This is a genomic window from Gammaproteobacteria bacterium (assembly GCA_022450155.1).
Lineage (GTDB): Bacteria > Pseudomonadota > Gammaproteobacteria > Arenicellales > UBA868 > REDSEA-S09-B13.
Map to the genome: position 1 here is coordinate 12,393 of JAKUQR010000015.1, position 24,194 is coordinate 36,586.

The 24,194-nt window shown below is 56.2% G+C and carries 22 protein-coding genes; 16 read left to right on the plus strand and 6 right to left on the minus strand.

Annotation, left to right across the window (positions count from 1 at the left end; genetic code table 11):
• The 3 genes from xdhB to uraH are packed head-to-tail and all read right to left on the minus strand — an operon-like array spanning position 1 to position 4,172.
• Positions 1 to 2,304 (minus strand): xanthine dehydrogenase molybdopterin binding subunit, encoded by a 2,304-nt coding sequence (xdhB, locus tag MK323_09585; protein MCH2482410.1) that lies wholly within the window; start codon positions 2,302 to 2,304, stop codon positions 1 to 3.
• Positions 2,297 to 3,793, minus strand: coding sequence for a xanthine dehydrogenase small subunit (gene xdhA / locus MK323_09590; protein ID MCH2482411.1), 1,497 nt, complete (start codon positions 3,791 to 3,793; stop codon positions 2,297 to 2,299). The genes xdhB and xdhA overlap by 8 nt, the downstream gene beginning before the upstream one ends.
• A gap of 28 nt (positions 3,794 to 3,821) precedes the next feature.
• Positions 3,822 to 4,172 carry a hydroxyisourate hydrolase gene (gene uraH / locus MK323_09595; GenBank protein ID MCH2482412.1) on the minus strand — a complete coding sequence of 117 codons (351 nt, stop codon included), beginning with the start codon at positions 4,170 to 4,172 and terminating at the stop codon, positions 3,822 to 3,824.
• A gap of 193 nt (positions 4,173 to 4,365) precedes the next feature.
• On the opposite strand from uraH, the gene puuE reads away from it, so the two are divergent.
• The 14 genes from puuE to MK323_09665 all read left to right on the plus strand — a co-directional run bounded on the left by puuE (position 4,366) and on the right by MK323_09665 (position 18,466).
• Positions 4,366 to 5,286: an allantoinase PuuE gene (gene puuE / locus MK323_09600; GenBank protein MCH2482413.1), complete on the plus strand. Its 921-nt coding sequence runs from the start codon at positions 4,366 to 4,368 to the stop codon at positions 5,284 to 5,286.
• Positions 5,286 to 5,825, plus strand: coding sequence for a 2-oxo-4-hydroxy-4-carboxy-5-ureidoimidazoline decarboxylase (gene uraD / locus MK323_09605; protein ID MCH2482414.1), 540 nt, complete (start codon positions 5,286 to 5,288; stop codon positions 5,823 to 5,825). The genes puuE and uraD overlap by 1 nt, the downstream gene beginning before the upstream one ends.
• A gap of 235 nt (positions 5,826 to 6,060) precedes the next feature.
• A complete protein-coding gene (locus MK323_09610) occupies positions 6,061 to 7,092 on the plus strand; it encodes an aspartate carbamoyltransferase (protein MCH2482415.1) in 1,032 nt (343 codons plus the stop codon).
• 23 nt (positions 7,093 to 7,115) lie between these two features.
• A complete protein-coding gene (locus MK323_09615) occupies positions 7,116 to 8,117 on the plus strand; it encodes an asparaginase (protein MCH2482416.1) in 1,002 nt (333 codons plus the stop codon).
• A 6-nt stretch (positions 8,118 to 8,123) separates the two neighbouring features.
• Positions 8,124 to 9,098: a carbamate kinase gene (locus MK323_09620; protein ID MCH2482417.1), complete on the plus strand. Its 975-nt coding sequence runs from the start codon at positions 8,124 to 8,126 to the stop codon at positions 9,096 to 9,098.
• 26 nt (positions 9,099 to 9,124) lie between these two features.
• Positions 9,125 to 10,381, plus strand: coding sequence for an alanine--glyoxylate aminotransferase family protein (locus MK323_09625; GenBank protein ID MCH2482418.1), 1,257 nt, complete (start codon positions 9,125 to 9,127; stop codon positions 10,379 to 10,381).
• Positions 10,374 to 10,577: a hypothetical protein gene (locus MK323_09630; protein MCH2482419.1), complete on the plus strand. Its 204-nt coding sequence runs from the start codon at positions 10,374 to 10,376 to the stop codon at positions 10,575 to 10,577. The genes MK323_09625 and MK323_09630 overlap by 8 nt, the downstream gene beginning before the upstream one ends.
• A gap of 2 nt (positions 10,578 to 10,579) precedes the next feature.
• The gene (locus MK323_09635; protein ID MCH2482420.1) at positions 10,580 to 11,848 is read left to right on the plus strand and encodes a DUF1116 domain-containing protein; all 1,269 of its coding nucleotides are present in this window, start codon (positions 10,580 to 10,582) and stop codon (positions 11,846 to 11,848) included.
• The gene (fdrA, locus tag MK323_09640; protein MCH2482421.1) at positions 11,845 to 13,335 is read left to right on the plus strand and encodes an acyl-CoA synthetase FdrA; all 1,491 of its coding nucleotides are present in this window, start codon (positions 11,845 to 11,847) and stop codon (positions 13,333 to 13,335) included. Before MK323_09635 ends, fdrA begins: the two co-directional genes overlap by 4 nt.
• A 93-nt stretch (positions 13,336 to 13,428) precedes the next feature.
• Positions 13,429 to 14,346: a DUF2877 domain-containing protein gene (locus MK323_09645; GenBank protein MCH2482422.1), complete on the plus strand. Its 918-nt coding sequence runs from the start codon at positions 13,429 to 13,431 to the stop codon at positions 14,344 to 14,346.
• The gene (locus MK323_09650; protein ID MCH2482423.1) at positions 14,343 to 15,518 is read left to right on the plus strand and encodes a M24 family metallopeptidase; all 1,176 of its coding nucleotides are present in this window, start codon (positions 14,343 to 14,345) and stop codon (positions 15,516 to 15,518) included. Before MK323_09645 ends, MK323_09650 begins: the two co-directional genes overlap by 4 nt.
• A 6-nt stretch (positions 15,519 to 15,524) precedes the next feature.
• Positions 15,525 to 16,367 carry a class I SAM-dependent methyltransferase gene (locus MK323_09655; protein ID MCH2482424.1) on the plus strand — a complete coding sequence of 281 codons (843 nt, stop codon included), beginning with the start codon at positions 15,525 to 15,527 and terminating at the stop codon, positions 16,365 to 16,367.
• A 41-nt stretch (positions 16,368 to 16,408) separates the two neighbouring features.
• A complete protein-coding gene (locus MK323_09660) occupies positions 16,409 to 16,726 on the plus strand; it encodes a cytochrome c (protein MCH2482425.1) in 318 nt (105 codons plus the stop codon).
• A 93-nt stretch (positions 16,727 to 16,819) separates the two neighbouring features.
• The gene (locus MK323_09665) at positions 16,820 to 18,466 is read left to right on the plus strand and encodes a choline dehydrogenase (protein ID MCH2482426.1); all 1,647 of its coding nucleotides are present in this window, start codon (positions 16,820 to 16,822) and stop codon (positions 18,464 to 18,466) included.
• Positions 18,467 to 18,476: 10 nt separating this feature from the next.
• On the opposite strand, the gene glpK is transcribed toward MK323_09665, so the two are convergent.
• Positions 18,477 to 19,970: a glycerol kinase GlpK gene (gene glpK / locus MK323_09670; protein MCH2482427.1), complete on the minus strand. Its 1,494-nt coding sequence runs from the start codon at positions 19,968 to 19,970 to the stop codon at positions 18,477 to 18,479.
• A gap of 267 nt (positions 19,971 to 20,237) precedes the next feature.
• Here glpK and MK323_09675 point away from each other — a divergent pair, with 267 nt between their 5' ends.
• Positions 20,238 to 21,281 carry a dipeptide epimerase gene (locus MK323_09675; protein MCH2482428.1) on the plus strand — a complete coding sequence of 348 codons (1,044 nt, stop codon included), beginning with the start codon at positions 20,238 to 20,240 and terminating at the stop codon, positions 21,279 to 21,281.
• Entirely contained in the window at positions 21,275 to 22,306 is a 1,032-nt protein-coding gene (locus MK323_09680) for a DUF1611 domain-containing protein (protein ID MCH2482429.1), read from the plus strand. Before MK323_09675 ends, MK323_09680 begins: the two co-directional genes overlap by 7 nt.
• Positions 22,307 to 22,333: 27 nt before the next feature.
• Here MK323_09680 and MK323_09685 read toward each other — a convergent pair whose 3' ends face one another.
• Entirely contained in the window at positions 22,334 to 23,149 is an 816-nt protein-coding gene (locus MK323_09685; protein ID MCH2482430.1) for a hypothetical protein, read from the minus strand.
• A gap of 30 nt (positions 23,150 to 23,179) precedes the next feature.
• A complete protein-coding gene (locus MK323_09690) occupies positions 23,180 to 24,082 on the minus strand; it encodes an adenylate/guanylate cyclase domain-containing protein (GenBank protein ID MCH2482431.1) in 903 nt (300 codons plus the stop codon).
• Between the last annotated feature and the right edge of the window lie 112 nt (positions 24,083 to 24,194).

Here is a 24,194-nt window from a genome sequence, read left to right on the forward strand (position 1 = left end):
TTACGATGGCTGCAATGACTGAATCGCGTCCAGTACGGCTTCGGGTGTTGCCGGCGCACGCAACTGTGGCAATTCACCAGTATCGCTGATACTGGAGACCGCATCCGCGATTGCCTGGTGCACGGACAAGGCCAGCATCAGCGGCGGCTCACCAACCGCCTTCGAGCGGTATATCGTCGCTTCGATGTTTTCACTGCCCGCGTACATGTCCAGCCGAAAGTGCTCAGGCCGATCGCTACATACCGGTATTTTGTAGGTCGATGGTGCGTGCGTCATCATCCGACCGTCACTGTCCCACCACATTTCCTCAGTAGTCAGCCAGCCCACACCCTGAATGAAGCCCCCTTCGATCTGTCCGGCATCGACTGCAGGATTAAGTGAACGGCCGACATCGTGGAGGATGTCGACTGCAACGACGCGGTTTTCACCCGTCAGCAGGTCTACCACCACTTCAGAAACAGCCGCGCCGTAGGCAAAATAGTAAAACGGCCGTCCGCGGGCTGTTTCGGCATCCCACCAGATTTTCGGTGTGCGGTAAAAACCAGTCGCGGAAAGTTGGACCCGGTGCAGGTAAGCCTCAAGTACAAGTTCAGAAAATGCTATCCAACTGTCAGCGATGCGGACCTGCCCGCGCTGGAACTCTATATCATGTTCAGCGACGTCGTAATGGGTGGCCGCAAAAGCGGTGAGTCGTCGACGGATTGTGCGGGCGGCATTTTGTGCGGCCATGCCGTTGAGATCTGTCCCTGACGATGCGGCCGTGGCAGAGGTGTTGGGTACTTTACCCGTGTGTGTTGACGAGATCTGAACCTGGTCTATGTCAATCTGTAGTTCGGCGGCAACCACTTGTGCGACCTTAATCAGGAGCCCTTGTCCCATCTCAGTACCACCGTGGTTCAAAAGAACGCTACCGTCTTTGTACACGTGTAACAGTGCACCGGCCTGGTTGAATGTCGTGTTGGTAAAAGAGATGCCGAATTTGACCGGCGTCAACGCGAGCCCACGCCGCAGGTATGGGTTTGAACTGTTGAACGCTTTTATAGACTGGCGGCGCTCACGGTAATGACTTGTCGATTCCAGTTGGTCAACCAACTCATCAAGAATGAAATCTTCTACCTGCATGTGGTAGGGCGTCAGGTTGCGGTCTTTGTGCTCGTAAAAGTTAAGCCGTCGCACATCCAGGGGATCCAGGCGGCGTTCGTGTGCTATGGCCTGAATGATCTGTTCTGCGATAAGCATCCCCTGCGGCCCCCCAAATCCACGAAACGCCGTATTGGATACCGTGTTGGTCTGACATCTGTCGGACCTGATGCGCACGGCCGGGTAATAATAGGCGTTGTCGGCGTGAAACATCGCCCGATCGTTCACTGGATCGGAGAGGTCGTGTGAACAGCCGCAGCGAGAAGCCATGTGGATGTCAACGCCGACTATCCGCCCATCTTGGTCGTAGCCGACTTCCCACTGACTGTGAAAGTCGTGCCGTTTGCCCGTCATGATCATGTCGAGGTCCCGGTCCAGCCGGCATTTCACGGGCTGTCCGGTTTTGGCGGCAGCCAGAGCGGCGAGCACCGCCCATTGGGCAGCCTGCGTTTCCTTGCCACCGAATCCGCCCCCCATTCGCCGCACCTCTACGGTCACAGTGTGATCCGGCAGGCCCAGCACCTGTGCCGCGGCATGCTGAATTTCCGACGGGTGCTGGGTGGAGGCATAGATGTGCACGCCGCCGTCTTCTTGTGGGATCGCCAGAGAAACCTGACCTTCCAGATAGAAGTGGTCCTGACTGCCGCTGACGGTGGTGCCGTGCAGGCGATGGGGGGCTTGTTCGATGGCGGCCTGCCAGTCATTACGTTGCATTTGCTTGGATTCACTGACGAAACTCTGGGTATTCAGAGCATCTTCGATCGTCAGGATCGGGTCTTCCGAATCAATGTCTATCTTGGCCAGGCGCGACGCACGGCGGGCGTCCTGGTAACTTCGTGCAACCACCGCAAAGATCGGTTCACCGAAAAACCGGATGCGGTCTTTGGCCAACAGAGGATCGTCCCCGGCGTGTGTGGGACTGATATCAAGGGTTCCCGGTACATCGTCTGCGCGCAGTACGGCAACAACGTTTGCTGCAGATTCAACAGCAGACAGGTCCACACTGCGCAGCTGCCCACAGACCGCGTTGGCATACCCGGGGACCAGATGTAGCGTACCGCGGGGTTCTGGTATGTCGTCGATATATAGCGCTTCCCCGGTCGTGTGCTTTACGGCACTGTCGTGGCTGAGTGCTGCGCCCAGTATCGGTGCGCTATCAGACATGGGTGAAGGCCTGTGGCGAAGAAAACTCATAAACAGATGGCACGTCGGCCACGCTCAGAAACCGGAAATACTTCTCGAGCAGGTTCGCGGCAACCGTCCGGCGGTAGCGGGCACTCGCGCGCAGATCGGCAATAGGATCAAAATCCTGTTGCAGCGCATTTTGCGCCTCGGCCAGTGTTTCCTCATCGAGGCGGCGTCCTTCCACTGCCGCTTCGCAACGACATGCCCGACGCGGTGTGGGGGCCATTCCGCCAAAACAAAAGCGGGCGCTGTGAACAACACCGTCGACCAGTGTCAGGGAAAATGCCCCAAGAACCGCGCTGATATCCTGGTCGAAACGTTTCGCGATCTTCCAGCACCGAAAGTGTGGCTGTGGCTGTACCGAGAGCACGACCGACGCCACATATTCGTTGTCTGCGAGATCCTGTTGTCCATAGTCGACGAAAAAATCTTCCAGCGGAATCTCTCGTTGTCCACTGGCGCTACCGATTCGCAGTGTTGCGCCCAGCGCGATCAGTGCGGGGGGTAGATCGCCGATGGGCGAGCCGTTCGCAATGTTGCCGCCAATGGTGCCCTGGCTGCGGACCTGACGCGCGCCAAACCGGCGCAGCAGGAGCCCAAGGTCCGGTGCAAGGCGGGTCAATTCAGGCTCTGCACGCTGTAGTGAAACCGCGGCGCCGATCTCGAGCTCGTCTGCTCGGCGATTGACGGTTTTAAGGCTTGATATCTGTCCCAGATGGAGCAGCGTAGTGAGCTGCCGCCCCTCTTTTGTGATCCAAAGACCAATATCAGTGGCACCTGCGAGCAGGGTCGGTGGTGAGTGCTGGTCCGAAAGGTACGTGGCGAGTTCCGCTTCTGTGCGCGGTGCTGCAAACAGGCCCGACTCACATTCGACATGCAGTGTTTCATCCTGTTTTTGCCATTGGCTAAGTATGGACTGAACGGCGGTCTGCTGGTGTGACCAGTAGTCCGGTAACGGCTGGTTACAGGCCTGGCGGGCCGCATCGATAATCGGCCCATAGCCCGTACACCGACACAGGTTGCCTGCGAGATGCTGGTCGATCTGTTCCCGATCAGGTGTTTGGATTGAATCCCCATGACGCATATCGAGTTGCAATGCGGCGATCGACATCACGAAGCCCGGCGTACAGAAGCCGCACTGGGAGCCGTGGTGGTCAATCATGGCTTGTTGGGCTGGGTGAAGGGTGTCCGACGCCAGGTGCTCAACCGTCAGCACTTGTTTCCCATCCATCATGCCCAGCAGCAGGATGCACGCGTTGGCTGCCGTGTACTTGAGGCTGTTGTCGTACAACTCAGCGATCAGCACGGTACAAGCCCCGCAGTCGCCTTCGGCACAGCCTTCTTTGGTCCCGGTCAGGCATGCTTGGTTTCTGAGATAATCCAGCAGCGTGAGACCGGGATCATCCATACTGATTTCAAGCGGCGTACTGCCGAGGACAAAGCGGACCTGATTTCTACGGGGTTGCATGAGTCTGACTGTCCGACGGGGTGAGGGTTCAACTCCCCCGGTAAGTGCTGTACCCATAGGGTGAAATGAGTAGAGGCACGTGATAGTGGCTCTGCGGTTCAGCAATGCCGAACCGAATGACCACCTCATCCAGGAAGGCTGGGTCCGGCAGTTCAATGCCGGCGTTTCGAAAATACTCCGCGGCATAGAACACCAGTTCGTATATGCCTGACACGAGATCTGCACCCTCTAAGATCGGTCCGGCATTCCGCCCGTCTACATTGGTGCGTCCTGTGGCAAGCACCGTGCGTTCGGGGTCGGCGCGATACAGGGCCCAGTTCATATTGTCCGCCGGTTTTCCGCGGGCCGTATCCAGCACGTGAGTTGTCAGTTGTCCCATTCGGTTGCTCCGGCTACAGTCGGTCCTATCGGTTGCGAAGAATCACCGATACGCACGGCAAGGCAACTGGAAACCTGGCCACCAGCCGTGTCTTTTCTGCAACTTTAAACATGTTTGACTCGGAATTCACGAAATCCAGTAGTCATCACATCCCACCAGAATGCGGTGGGTTTAAAGGAGATAGGCAAAAGCGATGACCCCAAAGGATGTCTACCCACGTGACCTTGTTGGCTACGGGCGGTCTGTACCCGCCGCAAACTGGCCTGATCAAGCCAGGCTGGCACTTCAGTTTGTGGTCAACTACGAAGAAGGTGGTGAAAACAGCATATTACACGGTGATCCGGCGTCCGAAGCATTTTTGTCCGAGATCGTCGGTGCTGCGCCATGGCCTGGCCAGCGACATTTGAGTATGGAATCAATCTATGAATACGGCTCACGTGTCGGGATCTGGCGTCTTTTGGACCTTTTCGAACAAAAACGGATTCCGATCACAGTTTTCGCCGTCGCGATGGCGCTTGCGCGGAACCCGGCGGTAGCCGACGCTGTGGTTAGTGCGGGGCACGAGATCTGCTCACACGGCTACCGCTGGATTGACTACCGGGACGTACCGGAGGCGACGGAACGAGAGCATCTGTACAAAGCTATCGAGATCATTGAGCAGCTGACTGGTGAACGGCCATTGGGCTGGTATACGGGCCGGACCAGCGAGAACACCCGTCGCCTGGTGGCTGAGGAAGGCGGTTTCCTTTATGACGCTGATGACTACAACGATGACTTACCCTTTTGGTCAACGGTCAACGGTCATCAACACCTGGTTGTACCCTATACACTGGATGCCAATGACATGCGGTTTGCAACTCCACAGGGGTTTAACTCGGGTGATCAGTTCTTCAGCTATCTAAGAGACACATTTGACACATTGTACGAGGAAGGTTCCCGCATCCCACGGATGATGTCGGTCGGTCTGCATTGCCGCCTGGTCGGCAGACCTGGTCGGATTCGGGCGCTGGAACGGTTTATCGATCACGCCCAGAGCCACGAAGGTGTGTGGTTCTGTCGACGGATCGATATTGCCCGGCACTGGTGGGAACACCACCCGGTTGTCCAAGGTTAATGGTGACGGGTGATCGATTGCAGAACCAGCGTAAGCCCAGTGAAATGGGTCGCGAGGATTTCATCGCAGTGTTCGGTCATGTCTATGAGAAATCCCCCTGGATTGTCGACCAGGCCTGGGACCAAGGTCTCGCGATTACCGAAGATACGCCTGAAGGTCTGCGCCTGGCCCTGGCCGCAATAGTCGAGGAGGCAGGTCCGGAACTCCAGCTCAGGCTGCTGCGCACACACCCTGATCTTGCTGGCAAACTGGGCGTGGGCGATGTCCTGACGGCCAAGTCCCGATCTGAACAAGCCGGTGCGGGACTGGACCAGTGTACAAACGATGAATACGCTGAGTTTCAGTCTCTCAATCAGTGCTACACCAAACAATTTGGATTTCCTTTTATTCTTGCGGTACGCGGTCGCAATAGGCAGCAGGTGCTGGAGAATTTCCGCAGCCGAATCGACAATGATTGTGGCGATGAATTTGCCGAAGCGCTCAGACAGGTGCATCGTATAGCCTGGCTCAGGCTGCAGGAGATCGAATTCTACGACTGACGGTAGACACTGAGCACAGAACTGGGCTGTCTAACAGGCCAAGTGGTGACTGCCGTGGGAGTTCGCTTAGAATGCGCAGTGCTGCAGCTGGATTTTCAGAGCATGTCTGAACACAGTTTATGTTCCAGCCTGTCCGGGGTTCTGCCATAGCGACGATGGATCCTGGCCTGGGATTCATCGGCAGTTGATACCGCGATCTACACAGTCCACTTTGAATCAGCGAGGAAGCGCAACTATGGCATTGACGCCAGACTTTGGCCCCAGAGACATTTATGCACAGGTCGAAAAAACCGCGATTAAAGGTCGCCACCTGACTTTTATCGACGACCTGTCTGCGGATGAACTCGACAACCTTTTTCTGACCGCGGAACTGCTCGAGCCTTACTGGCGGAGCGGTCTGGAACTGCTTCGGCACAGGATTTTGTGCACTTTGTTTTTCCAACCCAGTACCCGAACCCGGTTTAGTCATGAGACGGCCATGTACCGCCTTGGTGGCAACGTTCTGACGGAGTCCAACCCGCTGGTTAGTTCGTCTGCAGCAAAGAACGAATCCCTTTACGATTCGATCCGGGTAATCTCGCAGTATGCCGATGTTCTTGTACTCAGACACCCCGATGATGAAAGAGTGCTGGCAGATATAGAACTTCTAGCGGCTGACACAATACCGATTATCAGCGGGGGTTACGGCAATGTGACGCATCCCACACAGGGCCTTCTCGACATGTACACCGCGTGGCGGGTTTTGGGCGGTGATTTTTCGGCTATGAGCGTGATGATCGCCACGCCCGACCTGTCGCGGGCGCGTTCCGGGCAGTCCTTTGCCCTGGGCCTGGCTCGAATGGGTGCCAGGATTGTGTATTCCGGTACGACCGGCCTACGTACACCGGATGTCATCCGTGAAAAACTCGACGGGATGAACGCGACCTACGTGGAACACAATGACCTTACGATTCGGCAACAGGAGGATCTGATTGCCGACGAGGGTATAGATCTGTTGTATCTGCCGGGGTGTTCAGTCAAGAAAGGTGATCCAGGGCGGGATGACTTCATGAAAAAGATGGAGGAATACTATTTCACCGTTGACGGGCTGGAAAAAATCCGTAAACAAAGTGGAAAGACTGTGGGTGTTATGCACTCGTTGCCACGTAATGAAGGAGAATTCGACTTCTGTATCGACCAGACAGCACACGAACTGTATTTCAAGCAGATCGGTTTCTCTGTACCACTGCGTATGTCATTGATTGCCAATATCGTCGGATTGACCTGACTCTGTCTTTGGGCGTTGAGCAAATGCCGTCAGAACCTAAGGTCGTCATCATCGGTACCGGCGGAACCATCGCTGGCCGCGCCGATTCGGCTACTAACCTCGCTTACAGTGCAGGTCAGTTGTCGATCGAGGATCTGCTGGAGGTCATTCCCGATCTGGCGAACGTTGCACAAATCAGTGGGCAGAACCTGTTTTCTTTGAATTCCAAGGATATGGGCCCTGCCCAGTGGCAGTTGCTCGCCCGGACGATCAGCGAGGAGGTCAGTAGAAAAGACGTGTCCGGTGTGGTGATTACCCATGGTACCGATACACTTGAGGAAGCAGCGCTGTTTCTGCATCTTACGCTCCGTACCGATAAACCAATCGTTTTGACCGGCAGCATGCGTCCGGCAACAGCACTGAGTCCGGATGGACCTGCCAATCTTTTCCACGCGGTGCAGGTGTGTGCGTCGGCAAAAGCTAGTGGCCGGGGTGTCTTGGTGGTGATGAACGGTGAGATTCTGCCCGCACTGCACCTAGTCAAGCGCCATTCCATCGCCACAAATGCATTCACTTCATCGCCCGCCGGGCCACTGGGGCGGGTCTATTCCGGCCGCACCTCCTTTTTTTCTGGCCCGACTAAAGTAGCGCTGGCTGGTGCATTTGGTATCGCACTGGCCAACGACGTGACGTTACCGGCTGTGGATATTCATTACGTTGCCGCTGGCAGTTCGCACGCGGGACTGTTGTCCTGTGACTGGACAGAGCGCAACGGCCTGGTGATAGCCGGCTTTGGCAGTGGGGAGATTCCTGACGGGCTGGTGCCGGAGATTAACCGGCTGGCGGACGAAGGCATAACCATTGTTGTATCGTCCCGTGTCGCCGGCGTTGTAGTGTTGCCCGAAACGATGACTCTGACAGAGGGGCACCACATCGTAGCTTCGCGCCACCTGAACCCGCACAAGTCTGCACTGCTGCTTTCATTGACACTGGCAGCTGGAAAAGATGTAGCAGCTACTTTTATACGCACCGATGCAGACGGCTAAACCGCAATGACTTCACCTACCCACTCACGGGAACTTCCTCCTCGGTTGTTGATCGCAGTGGGTGGAAATGCCATTCATCCGCCGGGCATTAAAGGCACATCTGAAGAACAAATGGATTCAGCCGCCCGCGCGGCCCAGACACTGTTACCCATTCTAGAACTGGAGCGTGAACTGATCGTTACGCACGGCAATGGTCCAGGTGTCGGCAAAACAATGATGCGTCAGGCCCTGGCAAGACATCGGGTTGCACCCATGTCGGTTGATATCTGTGTTGCCAATACACAGGGTGTAACGGCTTATCTGTTGATGCAGGCTTTCGAGAATGCGCTGCGCGGCGTTGGTAACCCAAGACACGCTATCGGCCTGGTTACACAGGTTGAGGTTGATCCGGCAGATCCTGCATTTAGACACCCGAACAAGCCCGTAGGATATTTTTTCTCTGAGCAAGAGGCACAAGAACTCGAAACTGAACTCGGTTGGGTTATGCGCGAAGATGCCGGCCGTGGATGGCGCCAAGTTGTGCCATCACCTGAGCCCAAACACATCTGCGACATCTCGCTGATCGATGGACTGGCCAGTCGCGGTACGATTGTGATTGCTGGCGGCGGCGGCGGTATACCGGTTGTCAGAGATGCCCACGGCATACGCCGGGGGATAGGAGCGGTGATCGATAAAGACCTGACTTCACAGCACATGGCCAATGTACTGGGTATCGAACACATGTTGATCCTGACCGCGGTGCCGCGGGTGGCACTGGATTTTGGCGGGCCGAATGAAAGGGAGATTGCCCAATGCTCGGCCCCACAGATGAGACAGCACCAGGCGGACGGGCACTTTGCACCGGGAAGCATGGGACCAAAGGTCGAAGCCGCAATGAGATTTGTTGAGCAGGGCGGCAGACGTGCGATCATCGCCCACCTCGAGCAAGCACTGCCGGCATTGATGGGAGACGCCGGTACCCACATTATTGCCAGCGACTGACAACCTAAAAGATCTGGAAAACAATCATGAGTAACAGCACAAATCCGGGGCCGAGTACCCTGTTTGAAGAACTTGATCCAGAACCAAGACTGCTGATGGGACCCGGTCCCGTCGATGTCTATCCCCGGGTTCTACAGGCAATGTCCAGGGCCATGCTTGGGCAATTTGATCCGCAGTTCACTACCTATATGAATCAGGTGATGGCGCTGTACCGACGGGTGTTTCGTACTGAAAACCAGTGGACTCTGCTGGTTAACGGGACAGCCCGTTCAGGGATCGAGGCTTGTCTTACTTCGTTGATCTCGCCCGGGGATAAAGTGCTGGTACCGATTTTTGGCCGCTTTGGACATCTGCTGACCGAAATCGCACGGCGTGCCGGTGGTGATCTGGTCAACATAGAAACTGAGTGGGGTACGGTATTCGACCCCGAGCAGGTCACTGATGCGATTCGTGCGCATCAACCCAAATTGGTGGCGATGGTCCATGGTGATACGTCAACGACGATGCTGCAACCGCTGGGGGATGTCGGACGCTTCTGTCGTGAAGCCGGCATTCTGGTTTATGCCGACACCACCGCGACACTCGGCGGTAGTCCGGTGGAAACTGACGCCTGGTGCCTGGACGCGGTGTCCTCGGGACTGCAGAAATGCATGTCGGGACCACCCGGTACGTCACCCGTTACTTTGAGTGAACACGCAGTGGACAGGATCAACGCCCGCAAGCATGTCGAGGCCGGTATACGAGGCGCGGACAGCGTAGATGCTGAAGGTGCGATCATTCAATCCAACTACCTCGACCTCGCCATGCTGATGGATTACTGGAGTCCTTTGCGTCTGAATCATCACACCGAGTCGACTTCTATGCTGTACGCTGCCCGGGAATGTGCTCGAGTAGTTCTCGGGGAAGGATTGGAAGCCGGTTTCGAGCGCCATAGACTGACTTCGCAGGCGCTGCGGGCGGGGTTGGCTGCAATGGGGCTTGGCCTCTTCGGTGATACCGAGCATCGAATGGCCAATGTGACCGGTGTCTACATACCCGAGTCGATCGAGAATGGCGACGCTGTTCGTGCCGCGTTACTGGACGATTTTGGTATAGAGATAGGGACATCATTTGGTCCACTGCATGGCAAGATCTGGCGAATTGGCACTATGGGGTACGGCTGTCGTAAAACGAATGTTCTGCGCTGTTTAAGTGCGCTGGAGACTGTTCTGCGGCGAAATGGCTATACGGCTACTTCCGGGGCGGCTATCGATGCGGCCTATGAGGTCTACAGTGGTGTCTGACCAGAACGACACACCGGCTGGCGGAACTATCTCCTCTGAATTGCTGCACTCACCCCCCCGGGTCGTCAACGTAGGGCTTGCTGTTTTTGCAGCAGACTTGGATGCTCAGGATGTCGACGTTGTTCACGTTGATTGGCGACCCCCGGCGGGTGGGGACAAAGACCTGGCACGATTGCTCTCAATGCTGACAGATTAATGATGGACAGTATGTCGCTCGCCTCTGCAATTCGGTCGGCCAATTCAAAGGCACTGGAGGTTCTGTTACAGGGTGACCCGGTACTGGTCGATGTATTGCCGGCAGAGAATCTCATCCCCGAATTGAGAGAGCGCAAGATTTTGCACGCTGGCCCACCCATCGAGTGGGACAGGATGTGCGGTCCGATGCGTGGTGCTATCGCAGGTGTGGTGGTATTCGAAGGCTGGGCTGGCGATCTCGACGACGCCGCCGATCAGGCGTCAAAAGGGTGCTTCGACTTTCATCCAAATCATCACTTTGCTGCCGTAGGTCCGATGACCGGACTGACGACCTGCAGCCAACCCTTGCTGGTGGTCGAGAACCGCACAACGGGCAACCGTGCCTACTGCACCGTCAACGAGGGACTGGGCAAAGTGATGCGGTTTGGTGGCAATGACGAGTCGGTACGGGACAGACTGGCCTGGATTCGCGATTCGCTGGGCCCGGCCCTGGGCGCCGCGCTGCAGAGCTGCGGGGGTATTCCGCTGAGGCCGCTGGTTGCCCGCGGATTGACGATGGGAGATGAAATGCACCAGCGCAATGTGGCCTGTTCAAGCTTGCTCCTGCGCGAACTGGCACCTGCACTGGCGTCGGCAGTGGCAGACCACAGTGATCTGTCTGAAATGCTGGCATTCATGGGCAGCAACGATCAGTTTTTTCTCAACATCGCCATGGCGATGGGTAAGTCCATCATGGACCCGGTTCGTGATATTGAACTGTCTACTGTGGTCACTGCGATGACGCGCAACGGCACCGATTTCGGAATTCGTGTCAGTGGACTGGGCGACGAATGGTTTACGGCGCCGGTTGAGATGCCGGCAGGGCTTTACTTCCCAGGATTCAGTGCAGTCGATGCCAACCCGGATATGGGGGACTCAACTATTGTCGAGACGATCGGACTGGGTGGGTTTGCAATGGCGGCAGCGCCCGCGGTTGCTGGATTTGTAGGCGCAGGATCTGTTGCCGAGGCGGCCGGCATTACCGCGAGAATGCGGGAGATCACGCTGGGTGAACATTCCGAGTGGACGATCGTGAATGAGAATTATCGAGGTGTAGCCACAGGTATTGATATCCGACTGGTGGTTGAGACCGGGATCGTACCAACGATCAATACCGGGATCGCTCATCGACAACCCGGGATCGGGCAGGTCGGTGCCGGTGTGGTCAAAGCACCGCTGGCGTGTTTTGAAAAAGCGCTTCGGGCGCTTGGAGAAAGGCTGGGTCTTTCATGAGTGTAACGGTCAATACAGTACGCGCCGGAGTTTTTCTCGACTCAGTCGTATTGATGCAGATATCACGGAAATTGACGGCGATTCAGGGTGTGGAAGATGCAGCCCTGATGATGGCGACCCCAGCCAATCGGGACATTCTTTCTGACGCCGGCCTTCTTGAAGAGGGCACTATGGCCGGTCCCGGTGACCTGCTGGTCGCGGTGCGCGCCCAGGATCGGGCCATTGCTGATTCGACACTGCAGCGGGCAGCCGAACTGATGGAGCGCCCCGCGCAACGGAATGACGGTGCGCAAGAACTTCATCCACTTACGTTGCGCTCGGCCTGCCGCCAGCTGCCCACCGCGAATCTCGCTTTGATTTCGGTACCCGGTGACTATGCCGGGGCAGAAGCCCGTAAAGCGCTCAGGGCCGGTCTCAATGTGATGATCTTCAGTGACAATGTGCCGCTGGCCGAAGAAATCTCCCTCAAACGAGAAGCCCGCGATCTGGGACTTGTTGTGATGGGCCCTGACTGCGGAACGGCGATTATCGACGGGGTGCCGCTGGCTTTTGCCAACGTTGTGCCGCGCGGCGATATTGCAATTGTGGGCGCTTCAGGTACGGGGATACAGGAGGTGTCCTGCCTGATTGCCCGCGCCGGTAAAGGTATCTCGCACGCAATAGGTGTTGGTGGCCGTGATCTGACTGAAGCGGTTGGCGCTATCAGCACCTTGACTGCGCTTGACTGGCTGGAAAGAGATGCTGCAACCCACCACATTGTGCTCATTTCAAAGCCGCCGGCCCCTGGCGTTGCGGATCGGATCGTTCAGTTCATCCGCCGGAGTTCAAAAAGCTACACCGTCTGTTTGGTCGGTAGTGATGACCTGGTGTTACCCGACAATGCGAAGCTGACGACTACTTTAAAAGACGCAGCGGTGGCCGCAGCAAATAGCGGCAAGGGTCTGGCAGCGGTGTCGGCTGTTCAGCGGGCACCGGCGGTAAGCGGATACGTTAGAGGACTTTATAGCGGCGGTACGCTCGCTGCTGAAGCACAGGCCGTCTTTCTTTCGCATAGACAGCCCGTTTTATCGAATGCGCCAATACCCGGGGCTGGGTTGTTTACTTCACAGCGCACAAACCACATCATGATTGATTTGGGTGACGATCGGTTTACCCGTGGGCGGCCACACCCGATGATTGACCCGGCTGTACGTGATGAGCCTATTCTTGCAGCGTTGTCAGACCCTGATGTGGGTGCGGTGTTGTTGGATGTGGTCATAGGTTTTGGTGCCCATCCCGATCCAGCTGGCCATCTTGCTGGTCTGTTAGAACGCCAAAGTCGTCCTTGTCCGGTCGTTATCGCATCTGTCACGGGTACAGACGAAGATCCGCAGGTCCGGGCAAGACAGGTCAGTGTATTGGAACAGGCGGGTGTGATGGTTGCACCCAGCAATGCGGATGCTGCAGAGTTGGCGCTGGCTTGTCTGAACACCGGCAAAGACCCGTAACTGAAATTGAAAGTCAGCGTACCCCAATACCCAGATTCAAGACCTGCTTTCCCTTGGTTGAACACAGAACAGCGGCCAGTTCTCGGCTCTGTTTTGAGGGCCCAAAGCATCGGCTCTTTTGCTGTCCGTGAAATCAGTCAGACGGTAACCGGACGGATCGCTGCCGTGTTCGATCGGAGTGTCTACGTTGATCTGGGCAATCAGTGGATCTGTGTCGGCGATGCCACGGTCGGTAACGGGCCGGTCAACCTGTTACTTGAGCCCACACCACACCCGGGCGTATTCGGCGGTCTAGTAGTCGACCAGACTGTGCGGGTTTGTGCTGGTGCTGTGCATCTCGGCGAGCGACCCCTCAGCATAGACACGACGGCCAAAGTCTGGTCACCGCCATTGGTTTCCGACTGGACACACGATACGTTGACGCGTGGTCTTGATGCGCTCAATGTTATCAGCAGGGGCCGGGCCCCAAAGCAGGGGCTGGGTGTGTTTTTATGCAGCCCTGGTTCTGAATTATCAGACACTCGAGAAACGCGTGTTTGCGCGCCTGTCGTCTCCGAACTCGAAAGTTGGATTCGTGATCGGTTGGTTGACATGCGCTGTGTAGAGGGCGTGCCGGAATCGGTGCAACAGCTGATCGGCCTGGGCCCCGGACTCACACCCTCCGGCGACGACTTTCTTGGGGGTGTCCTCATCGCCCTTTCTCTTGTTCAACGCCGGGATATTGCCGCGTTGCTTTATGCCGATTTGTGTCCACGACTGTTGGCCAGAACCGGTCCGATCAGTCGCACGCATCTGGCCGCTGCGAGCGCCGGTCAGGGGCTTGAGACACTGCACCTGGCTATCAACTCAGTGATCGAAGGCAACGTGGAGATGATTCCCGATCGACTGCGCCACGTTGACCGAATAGGTTGCTCCTCTGGTTGGGATGCCTTGGCGGGGGCCTACGTCGTGTTACGTGCTTGTCTTGTTCAGCCTGCCGCGTTGCATCGAAGCCCGTTGTGGACTAACTGATGGCCGCACCATTTCAGCCGGACGAATACCGTCGTCGGCTGACGTCTGTACGAGCCGCCATGAACGAACGTCAGCTGGACGTTCTGGTCATCGGAGATCCGGCGAATATGAATTGGTTAACCGGATTTGACGCCTGGTCATTTTATGTACCCCAGGTGATGTGTGTGATCCCTGATGGTCCACCTGTCTGGATCGGCCGGGAAATGGACGCCGGTGCGGTGGGTTTGACCACGCATCTGGATGCACGCAGCGTTGTCCCTTATCCGGAAGCGCTGGTGCAGCGCGACGATACCCATCCATCTGAATTCATGGCCGGATGGCTGCATGGTGCAGGCTTGGGGGATAAGCACATCGGTTACGAAAGCGACAGCTACTTTTTTTCACCGCGAGCACTTTCGGGATTGCAGTCAGGGCTGCCCGATGCCCGGTGGTCTGATGCTGACCGATTAGTGAACTGGATACGTACAGTTAAAAGCCAAGTGGAGGTCGACATACTGGCACAGGCCGCGGCAATCGCTGGACGCGCCATGCAGGCAGCTTGGGATCAGGTTAAGCCCGGTGGACGACAGTGTGATCTTGCGGCGGAGATTATGGCAGCCCAGATCAGGGGTACCGCCGATTTTGGTGGTGACCAGACGGCGATCTGTCCACTTATACTGGCTGGAGAAGGTGCATCGACGGCACATCCGCTGTGGACCGACGAGTGCTTTGCAAAAGATCAGACTGTTGCATTTGAGATCGGCGGCACACGTAAAAGATACAACGCCGGGCTGGCGAGAACAGTGCACCTCGGTAAGCCTCCGCTTAAGCTGACGCAGACGCTCGCGGCTGTGAACGAAGGGCTTGATGCAGTGCTGGGTGTCCTGAAGGCGGGTGTAACAGCCGGTACAGTGCACAGTGCCTGGCAGGACGTACTGGATCATTATGGGTTGCAAAAGCCCAGCCGTATCGGCTATTCGATCGGTGTCGGGTATCCTCCAGACTGGGGTGAACGCACGATCAGTTTGCGTGCTGATGAGCAGACAACCATCCCGCAAGATGCCGTGCTCCATGTCATGTTGGGCATGTGGCTGGACGGTTGGGGAATGGAAATGAGCGAGACCGTACATGTCACGTCGACAGGCTGTAACTGTCTGACCCATTTTCCCCGCGAGTTGCACATTGTGGATTGAGTCATCATGAGCGAATCAAACCGGGTCAATGCCGATATCAAGAGCATGAAGCTCTACCATCACGTTGATCGGGTACTCACTGAACTTCGACAGATGGGGAAAGAAGATGAGGGACCGCTGTCCGTCGATGAACTGACACCATTTGATCAGTTGCATTATCAAGGCACAGCAGCCGTCGATCATGCTGTTCGGGCTACCGGTATTAGCGCCACCAGTTCGGTCCTCGAGATCGGATCGGGGCTGGGCGGACCGGCTCGGCATATTGCCGCAGCGGTTGGTGCACGGGTCACGGCATTGGAACTCCAGAGCGACCAGAACCTACTTGCCTCAAACCTCACTGCCCGCTGCGGATTGGCAGAGAAAGTGACCCATGTCTGTGGTGATTTTTTGACTTGCAACTGGGTCGGGCAGCACTTCGATGTTATTGTCAGTTGGCTTGCCCTCTATCATATACCCGAGCGAGACAGGCTGCTGAAACGTTGTCATGACCTGCTGGATCAAGGCGGCTATCTCCATGCTGAGGATCTTTACGCCCGTGGGCAATTCACGGACAGTGAACAGTCTGAACTGGCCACGGAGCTTTTCGCCAATTACCTGCCTGATTATGAAAATTACCGCTGGGATCTCGAAAGAGCTGGATTTGAATTGGCCAGCTGCCAGGAGATGTCAGATGAATGGACCGCGTTTACCCGTGAGCGCATGGCCGCTTACCGCGGACAGAAAGCAAGGCACATCGATGTGCACGGTGAAGCCGTGTTTACTAGCCTGGACGACTTCTACGATTTGGTGGTGCGCTATTTCACCGCAGGCAAACTCGGCGGCATTCGCTTTGTCGCCCGGAAAGTTTAGGGTGAATTCATCATGGCGGAGCTGAACATCGTATGTAATTGATGATGATTACGATTCGACCTGCACTTCTGAGCATCGCGGTTCTGTTCCCCATTGCAGTTTCAGCGTTTTTACCGGGAGATCCTCAAAACGGTTACCCATTGCACCAGCTCAATTGCAGCGGTTGCCATGTTGCACTGTACGGGGGTGATGGGGCGAAGATCTACACGCGTTTGGATCGCCAGGTACAGACCGTGGAAGGGCTGATGGGTATGGTCACCTTCTGTAATGAACAGGCCCGGACGGGCCTCAATGAATTTGAACTCGATGATATCGTGGCCTACCTGAAGGAGTCGTTCAACAAGTTTGAATTCGACTGACTGTATGGCACTTACTGGTCTGTGTGACGGCGCCTCACTGCTACAAATCAGCATGGTTGTTTATGCTGACGGCAGTGACCTATCTTTAGCGGCGTGAAAAACGAATCCTTCAATAAACAAAGCATCGACGCAAAGTCTCAAACGCAGTTTGACTATGTGATCGTCGGTGCGGGGTCGTCCGGTTGTGTGTTAGCGGACAGGTTGTCCGCGTCAGGGCGCTATACGGTGTGCCTGCTTGAGGCCGGGCCGCGCGGACACAACCCCTGGCTGCATATACCGATTGGCTATGCAAAGACGATGTTCCATCGCAGATACAACTGGAAGTTCTACACTGAACCCGAACCGGGTTTGCATAACCGCCAGATCTACTGGCCGCGCGGTAAGGTGCTGGGCGGTTCAAGTGCCATAAATGGTCTGATCTATATCCGTGGCCAACATCAGGACTACGATCAGTGGGCTGAGCGGGGGAACGCCGGCTGGTCATGGGCCGATGTAAGACCTTACTTTATTCGCTCGGAACGCAATCAGCGCGGGGCCAGCGTCGACCACGGTGATTCGGGACCGATGGGTGTTTCCGACGTTAAGCGACCCAACCCTCTGGCAGAAGCCTTCGTGCAGGCCTGTGCGCAGGCCGGATACCTTCGAAATCCAGATTTCAACGGTCAAAACCAGGAGGGTGCCGGGTTTTATCAGCTGACTACGTGGAATGGATTCCGCAGCAGCAGTGCGATAGCGTATCTGAAACCGGCCCGCCACAGATCAGGTCTTCATATCGTTACTGATGCCCGGGTAGAACAGATTAAGTTCCAGGACAATCGGGCACGAGCGGTGGTTTATCGGCGTGGACACACCGAACACACCGTTCTGGTCGGGCGAGAGATCATACTCAGTGCAGGTGCCGTTCAGTCTCCCCAACTGCTGCAATTGTCCGGTATCGGTGAAGCCTGCCGCTTACAGCAGTTTGGTATTCCAGTGGTTCAGGATCTGCCAGAGGTGGGTCAGAACCTGCAGGACCACCTTCAGGTCCGGCTGATTCACCGCACCACCCACCCGGGAACAACAAACAGCCAGATGCGAGACCCGTGGTCTTGGCTGTGTATGGGAATCAGCTATGTGTTGTCGAGAAGTGGTCCCATGGCTGTGGGTATTAATCAGGCCGGTGCATTCATTCGAAGTTCAGATGCGGTGGACCGACCAGACATTCAATTTCATTTTGCGGCCCTGTCGGCCGACCTGCCAGGTGCCCCGCTCCACAGTTTTCCGGGCTTTACGTCGTTTGTCTGCCAGTTGCGACCAACCAGTCGGGGCAGTGTCACACTGAAATCGCGGGATGCTCAGGCAGCGCCCGCGATCTGTCCAAATTATCTAACGACCGAGCACGACCGGCTTACCGTCGTTGCTGGCCTGAAAACTGGACGGCAGATTGCGGCTCAACCCGCACTCAACACGCATATTTCGGCAGAGTACAGACCTGGAAACTCGGTTCAGAGCGACGACGAGCTGCTGGCATTTGCACAGGAAACTGGCGTGACGACATTCCATCCAGTGGGATCGTGTCGCATGGGTAGCGACGATCGCGCGGTCGTCGATGTGCGTCTGAGAGTCCGCGGCGTAACGGGTCTGCGTGTGGTTGACTGCTCAGTGATGCCCACCCTGGTGTCGGGTAATACACACGCTGCTGCCGTCATGATCGGCGAAAAAGGCGCCGACATGATCCTACAGGATGCCGAGCGCAGCTGAGCTGTTATGGCTATCGGCTCTCGCCAAATGTTCGGGTACTGTGTACTGCGCGCTGCCACTGACCGAGCAGTGTTTGCCGGTCCAGATCGCTCATGTCCGGCTCAAATCGTACGTCCTCCTGCCAGCGGTCAGCAAATTCGTCGAGTGACCCGATAATACCGGCTTGCAGCGCTGCCAGGCTGGCAGCGCCCAGCGCAGAGGTTTCTGTTGTCGTCGGTCGTTGAACCGGTCTATTCAGAATGTCTGCAAGAAACTGCATCTGCCAGCTGTTTTTCGCCATCCCACCGTCTACCCTGAGCGTGGAAATTGCCGGAACGTTGTCGTTGACCATGGCCTCGAGCAAGTCGACGGTCTGGTAGCAGACGGATTCGAGAGCGCTGCGAACGAGATCGTTGATGCCGGTGTCGCGGGTGAGTCCAAAGAGTGCGCCTCGCGCGTGGGGGTCCCAGTAGGGCGCACCCAGACCGGTGAAGGCAGGCACCATGTAGACCCCTCGGTTTGAGGTCAGTGCGGCGGCCCGTTCTTCTGATTCGTGGGCTGACTGAATCACACCCAGCCCATCTCGAAGCCACTGTATTGCCGCTCCAGCGACGAATATTGAGCCTTCAAGTGCATAAGTGGTCTGTCCAGACAAACGGTATGCGACCGTCGTCAGCAGCCGGTTCTGTGATGAGAGTGCGTCCGGACCCGTGTTGACGATAGCAAAACAACCGGTGCCGTAGGTACTCTTGATCATGCCTGGTTGAATGCAGGCCTGACCAAGCAGTGCGGCCTGCTGGTCTCCTGCAACACCACAGATCGGAATGGTACTGCCCAGTAGGTCTGGGTCGGTGTAGCCATAATCGTCGGCGCAATCGCGAACGTCAGGTAATAATGATTCGGGTATATCAAAGAGCGACAACAGCTCAGGATCCCACTGCTGCGAATGAATGTTGAAAAGCAGGGTGCGCGACGCATTGGTCGCGTCCGTAGCGTGGACCTTTCCGCCGGTAAGGCGCCAGAGCAGGAAAGAATCTATGGTACCGACAGCCAGTTCACCTGCTTGTGCCCGGATTCGCGCCCCTTCAACGTTATCAAGCAGCCAGCCGATCTTGGTTGCCGAGAAGTAAGGATCCAATAACAGCCCTGTTTTCTGCTGTATAGACGATTCGTGTCCATTGTTGCGCAATACTTCACACTGTTTGGCCGTTCTGCGGTCCTGCCAAACGATCGCATTGTGCAGAGTCCGGCCGGTGGCTTTTTCCCAAAGCACGATCGTCTCGCGCTGGTTTGTGATCCCGATTGCGACAGGGTACTGTTCGATGGCCGATAGACTTTCGCGGCACACAGCAACAGTGGTCTGCCAGATCTCTTCGGGGTCGTGTTCCACCCAGCCATCGGCTGGAAAAATCTGAGAGAACTCCTTCTGCGCTGTAAAGCAGTCGTTACCCAGACGGTCAAAAACAATTGCGCGGGAACTGGTGGTTCCCTGGTCGATGGCAAGTAGGTAAGGGGATAAAGTCATGTGGTCGATGGAGCGGGTTATTCGAAGACAATGCGTTGGCTGAATCTGGTGTTGAATCAGTCTGGTTCTTGTTCGCAGTCATACGGGAGACAGGACGGGACTTTATACTCAAAAGACACGTTACAAGACAATACCCATTGAGTCTGAGTTGACCCAATGCGCCTCACTCATGTGGCCACGGTCGGGTCCGACTTGGGAATCTGCTATCCTTTTGGCTGCTAACAGGCTGAGCAGTCCTGGACAACACGATTAAGCCGGGGGGTGGAGATGGATGTTTCTTTTCGCAGTGTTGCGCTCAATAAACGTTATCCGCTGCGTATCAGCCGGGGTGAATTCTCAGGATCTGTCAATCTGTTTGCTTCTGTACGGTCGGGCGACCTGGACGGCCTGGGTGAAGCCGCCCCTGGCAGCTTGATCGGCACAGACACTGCCGAGTCGTTCCAGGCAGAACTGACATCTTTCCTCGAAGACTGCCCCGAGGCGCTGGATAATCCCCATGAAGGATGGCAACTCGCGCGCAGTGCAGAGGTTGCCTCCTGCGCCTGGGCAGCCGTCGACATTGCATTATGGGACTTGCTTGCAAAACGCGCCCGGTTGCCGCTTTATCGTCTGCTGGGCCTGCCGCGACGTTCGGTGCCGACATCGGTAACAGTGGGGATCCTGCCTCCTGAGGTGGTACACGAACGGGTCCCTGAGATTCTGGATCGAATCGGGGCCTGTTATCTCAAGGTTAAGTTGGGAAGTCCTGAAGGCCTGGACGCCGACCAGTCTATGTACGCCGCGGTCGTCGAAGTTGCCCGAAAGTATGAAGTAGCTGTCCGTGTGGATGCCAATGGGGGTTGGGACCTTGCCGGTGCAAGTACCATGATGAGATGGTTGAAGGACCGTGGTTGCGATTACGTCGAACAACCGCTGCATCATGATGCTGACGATCAACTGCCCCAACTGTATGCTGGTCGCGCATTGCCCATTTTTGTGGATGAATCCTGCCGCTATGCTACGGATGTTTCCCGTCTGGCGAACTGTGTGGACGGGATCAATCTGAAGTTGATGAAATGCGGTGGGATTACCGAAGCGCTGCGCATCGTTGCCGCTGCCCGGGCTCATGGTCTGGGCACCATGATCGGCTGTATGGGTGAGTCATCCGTTGCGATTGCCGCGGGTGCTTCGATGGCGGCACTGTTCGACCATATCGATCTGGATTCTCATCTCAATCTCCTTCCCGATCCGGCTACTGGGTTGAGTATGGAATCCGGTGTGGTCACCGTATCCGAAACCGCACATGGTCATGGGGTGGCGCTGACATGCTGAGAAAAGAACAAAAACTGGTGATTCATTTCTACGAGCAGATTGACAAGCTGAATGGAAAAATGGGTCACGGCATTCTGCGTTACTCCGAGAATCCGATAGCCTGTGTTATCGACTTCAACCAGGGCGGCAAAACAACCCGTGATCTGTTCGAATTCGGTCCCGATGTGCCGGTGGTCTCAAATGTTGAGCAGGCGCTGGGCTATGGCGGGGAGGTCCTGGTACTCGGCATGGCACCCTCAGGTGGCCACCTGCCAGAGTCGATGGTCGCGGAAGTCGAGCAAGCGCTGGCTGCAGGCATGTGTGTGGTCAATGGACTGCATGAGCGTCTTTCAGAGCGCTATCCCAATCTAAAGGCGGGACAGTGGATCTGGGATATTCGTGAGGAGCCTGAAGGTCTGGGTATTGCCTGGGCCCGCGCTTCGGAATTGGCGAACCGTCGGCTGCTGCTGGTGGGCAGTGATATGGCGGTTGGCAAGATGACAGCCGGGCTCGAAATCTGGAAGTCCGCCCGAGCACGGGGTATACAGGCTGAGTTTCTGGCAACCGGACAGATCGGCATCGTACTCAGTGGCGGAGGTATAGCCCTTGATGCCATACGCGTAGATTATGCAGGCGGTGCGGTGGAAAAGATGGTTCTGGATGCAGCCGACGCGGAACTCGTGATTGTTGAAGGTCAGGGCTCTTTGCTTCACCCCGGCAGCACCTCCACACTGCCGCTGCTGCGCGGTGCCTGCCCAACCCATCTGATACTGTGTCATCGCGCTGGTATGACTGAACTGGACACCGTCGGTGTTACCGTCAAGGTGCCACCGCTAAATGAAATCATTGCTCTCTACGAAGATGTTGCTTCAGCCTGCGGTATCTACCCCCGGCCGGTGACCGTCGGTATTGCTTTGAATACGGCACACTTGAATGATGACCAGGCGCATCGTGCTATATCGGAAACTGCCGATACCACAGGACGTCTGGTCCTTGATCCGGTCCGCCAGGGGTGTGACCAATGGGTTGATGCCTTAATGGCTTGACTGGGCGTCGCTTCTGAAAACAGCCATTCAGCTGGAATCGCCGGCTGGAAATCCAGCGAGCACTAGGCCATCGATGAAAGGTTGTATGTGCGCCGGATTTTCGTACGGTTGATGCAGACGGCTGTCTGCTGCTGTGTATCCTGGAGTTTCGGCCATCACCATTTCTCGCTGTGTCCGTGCACTGTCCAAGTCGCCGAGTCGAGCGTAACTGGCAGACAGGACACGCCGGTGGAATCTGTTTAAATCCAGGATTCCCTGCAGGGTTTGTACTGCTTCATGGTAGCGTGCACTGTTGTACTGTGCGATGGCAAGCGCCCAGCGATACCACGATGGTGGAAATGGATTGCGTTCGAATGCAAGGCCGATCTGTCGAATGCTGGCAACTGGGTCACCGGTGAATATCAAGGCCAGTCCCATACCCGCGAACGCATCCGCGTGGTTTGGATTCAGCTCCAGAGCTTGGTCCAGGTGCGACACTGCTTCGATGTGCTGTCCTCGCCATAGCCCGGTAATTCCGTACACGGCGTGCGCCAGACTGTCCGTGTAGTCGAGCTCAAGTGACCGTTGGGCATACTGCGTGGCCCTGGGAACACAAGTGTCGGGTTCAGGAGACCATGACATCAGCAGGTCGGTGAGATGAGTGAGCGCCAGGCCGGACAGTGCCGGCGCAAACTGCGGGTCGATCCGGATGACTTTGTGAAACAGAGTGCGGGCCATTTCAGTGTCTGGTGGCTCTCGCATCCGGTAAACCAACTGTCGGGCACGTATTACGTCAGTGTAGTCGGCATCAGTATGTCTGTCATCAGCCCTGCGGATGGCGCTGTGTTCGAGATTGCTGACCAAAGTCGATGCTACTCGCCGGGTTATTTCATCCTAGATGGACAGTAATTCTTGGTTGCCTCCGTCATAACTTTCCGACCACAGATAACCGCCGGACACGGTATCGATCAACTGAACTGCCACCCGGAACCCTCTGCCAACGGTACGGATACTCCCATCAACGAGGTAACGGGTGCCCAACTGATGACCGAGTGCCATTGTGTTTACGCTGTCCAGTTTCTGGGCCAATGAGGTATGTTGGGCAATTACAAAAAGCTGCCGAAACCGCGACAACGCACTGATAAGATCGACCGTAAGCCCCAAACCCAGGCCAGCCAGGTCCGCATTTCCGGTTTGGCTGGTAAAGGGTAATACAGCGATTGAGAGCCGAGGGTCATCAGGTTCGCGCGTCGCTTTTTGGGGTTGATCGCTACCGTTGATGACCAGGTGGGCGCTGATTTTGGAGGCGATATTGCGTAATTGTTGTTTACCGACGGCCTGGAAACTGACAGACAGCGTGTTTCCGATCACAACGCGAGCAGAGTCGGAAATACAGATTCCACCTGGCGGTGCGATTTCCTGCAGCCGGGCTGCAACGTTGACTCCGTCGCCAAAAACCCTCTGGCCATCATCAATGATGTCGCCCAGGTTAATGCCGATACGAGTGTGAATCTGGCGGTCAGCCGCTAGAACCGCATTTTTTGTAGTCAGCCATTCCTGTATATTGACAGCGGCCATGACCGAATCGGCGGCAACTGGAAACACCGCCAGCAGATTGTCGCCAGACCTATCCGCGGTTCGCCCACCACGGTTTTTGATAATGGCATCTATATCACGAAGATAGTTCTGCAACGTCCGATAGGTAGCGTCTTCATTGTCGTGAGTCAGGCGACTGAACTCGACTACGTCAAGATGGAGGATGGCTGCAAGCCGGCGAGGTAGCGTATCAGCGACCACGGTGATTACCGAACTGAGTGTAATTGGTGATGATGAAACTCATGGATACGCTTGGTGGGTGTGACAGCAGCTGAACCTGGTCTGCGGTGGTCCCTTTGTCGGACCAATTCAA

Excerpts from the sequence above, each read along its gene's own strand:
- MK323_09660 (MCH2482425.1), top strand. The coding sequence starts at position 16,409 with ATGATGATTACGATTCGACCTGCACTTCTGAGCATCGCGGTTCTGTTC.
- puuE (MCH2482413.1), top strand. The coding sequence starts at position 4,366 with ATGACCCCAAAGGATGTCTACCCACGTGACCTTGTTGGCTACGGGCGG.
- MK323_09635 (MCH2482420.1), top strand. The coding sequence starts at position 10,580 with ATGGACAGTATGTCGCTCGCCTCTGCAATTCGGTCGGCCAATTCAAAG.
- MK323_09620 (MCH2482417.1), top strand. The coding sequence starts at position 8,124 with ATGACTTCACCTACCCACTCACGGGAACTTCCTCCTCGGTTGTTGATC.
- MK323_09675 (MCH2482428.1), top strand. The coding sequence starts at position 20,238 with ATGGATGTTTCTTTTCGCAGTGTTGCGCTCAATAAACGTTATCCGCTG.
- uraD (MCH2482414.1), top strand. The coding sequence starts at position 5,286 with ATGGTGACGGGTGATCGATTGCAGAACCAGCGTAAGCCCAGTGAAATG.
- fdrA (MCH2482421.1), top strand. The coding sequence starts at position 11,845 with ATGAGTGTAACGGTCAATACAGTACGCGCCGGAGTTTTTCTCGACTCA.
- MK323_09610 (MCH2482415.1), top strand. The coding sequence starts at position 6,061 with ATGGCATTGACGCCAGACTTTGGCCCCAGAGACATTTATGCACAGGTC.
- xdhB (MCH2482410.1), bottom strand. The coding sequence starts at position 2,304 with ATGTCTGATAGCGCACCGATACTGGGCGCAGCACTCAGCCACGACAGT.
- MK323_09680 (MCH2482429.1), top strand. The coding sequence starts at position 21,275 with ATGCTGAGAAAAGAACAAAAACTGGTGATTCATTTCTACGAGCAGATT.
- MK323_09625 (MCH2482418.1), top strand. The coding sequence starts at position 9,125 with ATGAGTAACAGCACAAATCCGGGGCCGAGTACCCTGTTTGAAGAACTT.
- glpK (MCH2482427.1), bottom strand. The coding sequence starts at position 19,970 with ATGACTTTATCCCCTTACCTACTTGCCATCGACCAGGGAACCACCAGT.
- MK323_09655 (MCH2482424.1), top strand. The coding sequence starts at position 15,525 with ATGAGCGAATCAAACCGGGTCAATGCCGATATCAAGAGCATGAAGCTC.
- xdhA (MCH2482411.1), bottom strand. The coding sequence starts at position 3,793 with ATGCAACCCCGTAGAAATCAGGTCCGCTTTGTCCTCGGCAGTACGCCG.
- MK323_09615 (MCH2482416.1), top strand. The coding sequence starts at position 7,116 with ATGCCGTCAGAACCTAAGGTCGTCATCATCGGTACCGGCGGAACCATC.
- uraH (MCH2482412.1), bottom strand. The coding sequence starts at position 4,172 with ATGGGACAACTGACAACTCACGTGCTGGATACGGCCCGCGGAAAACCG.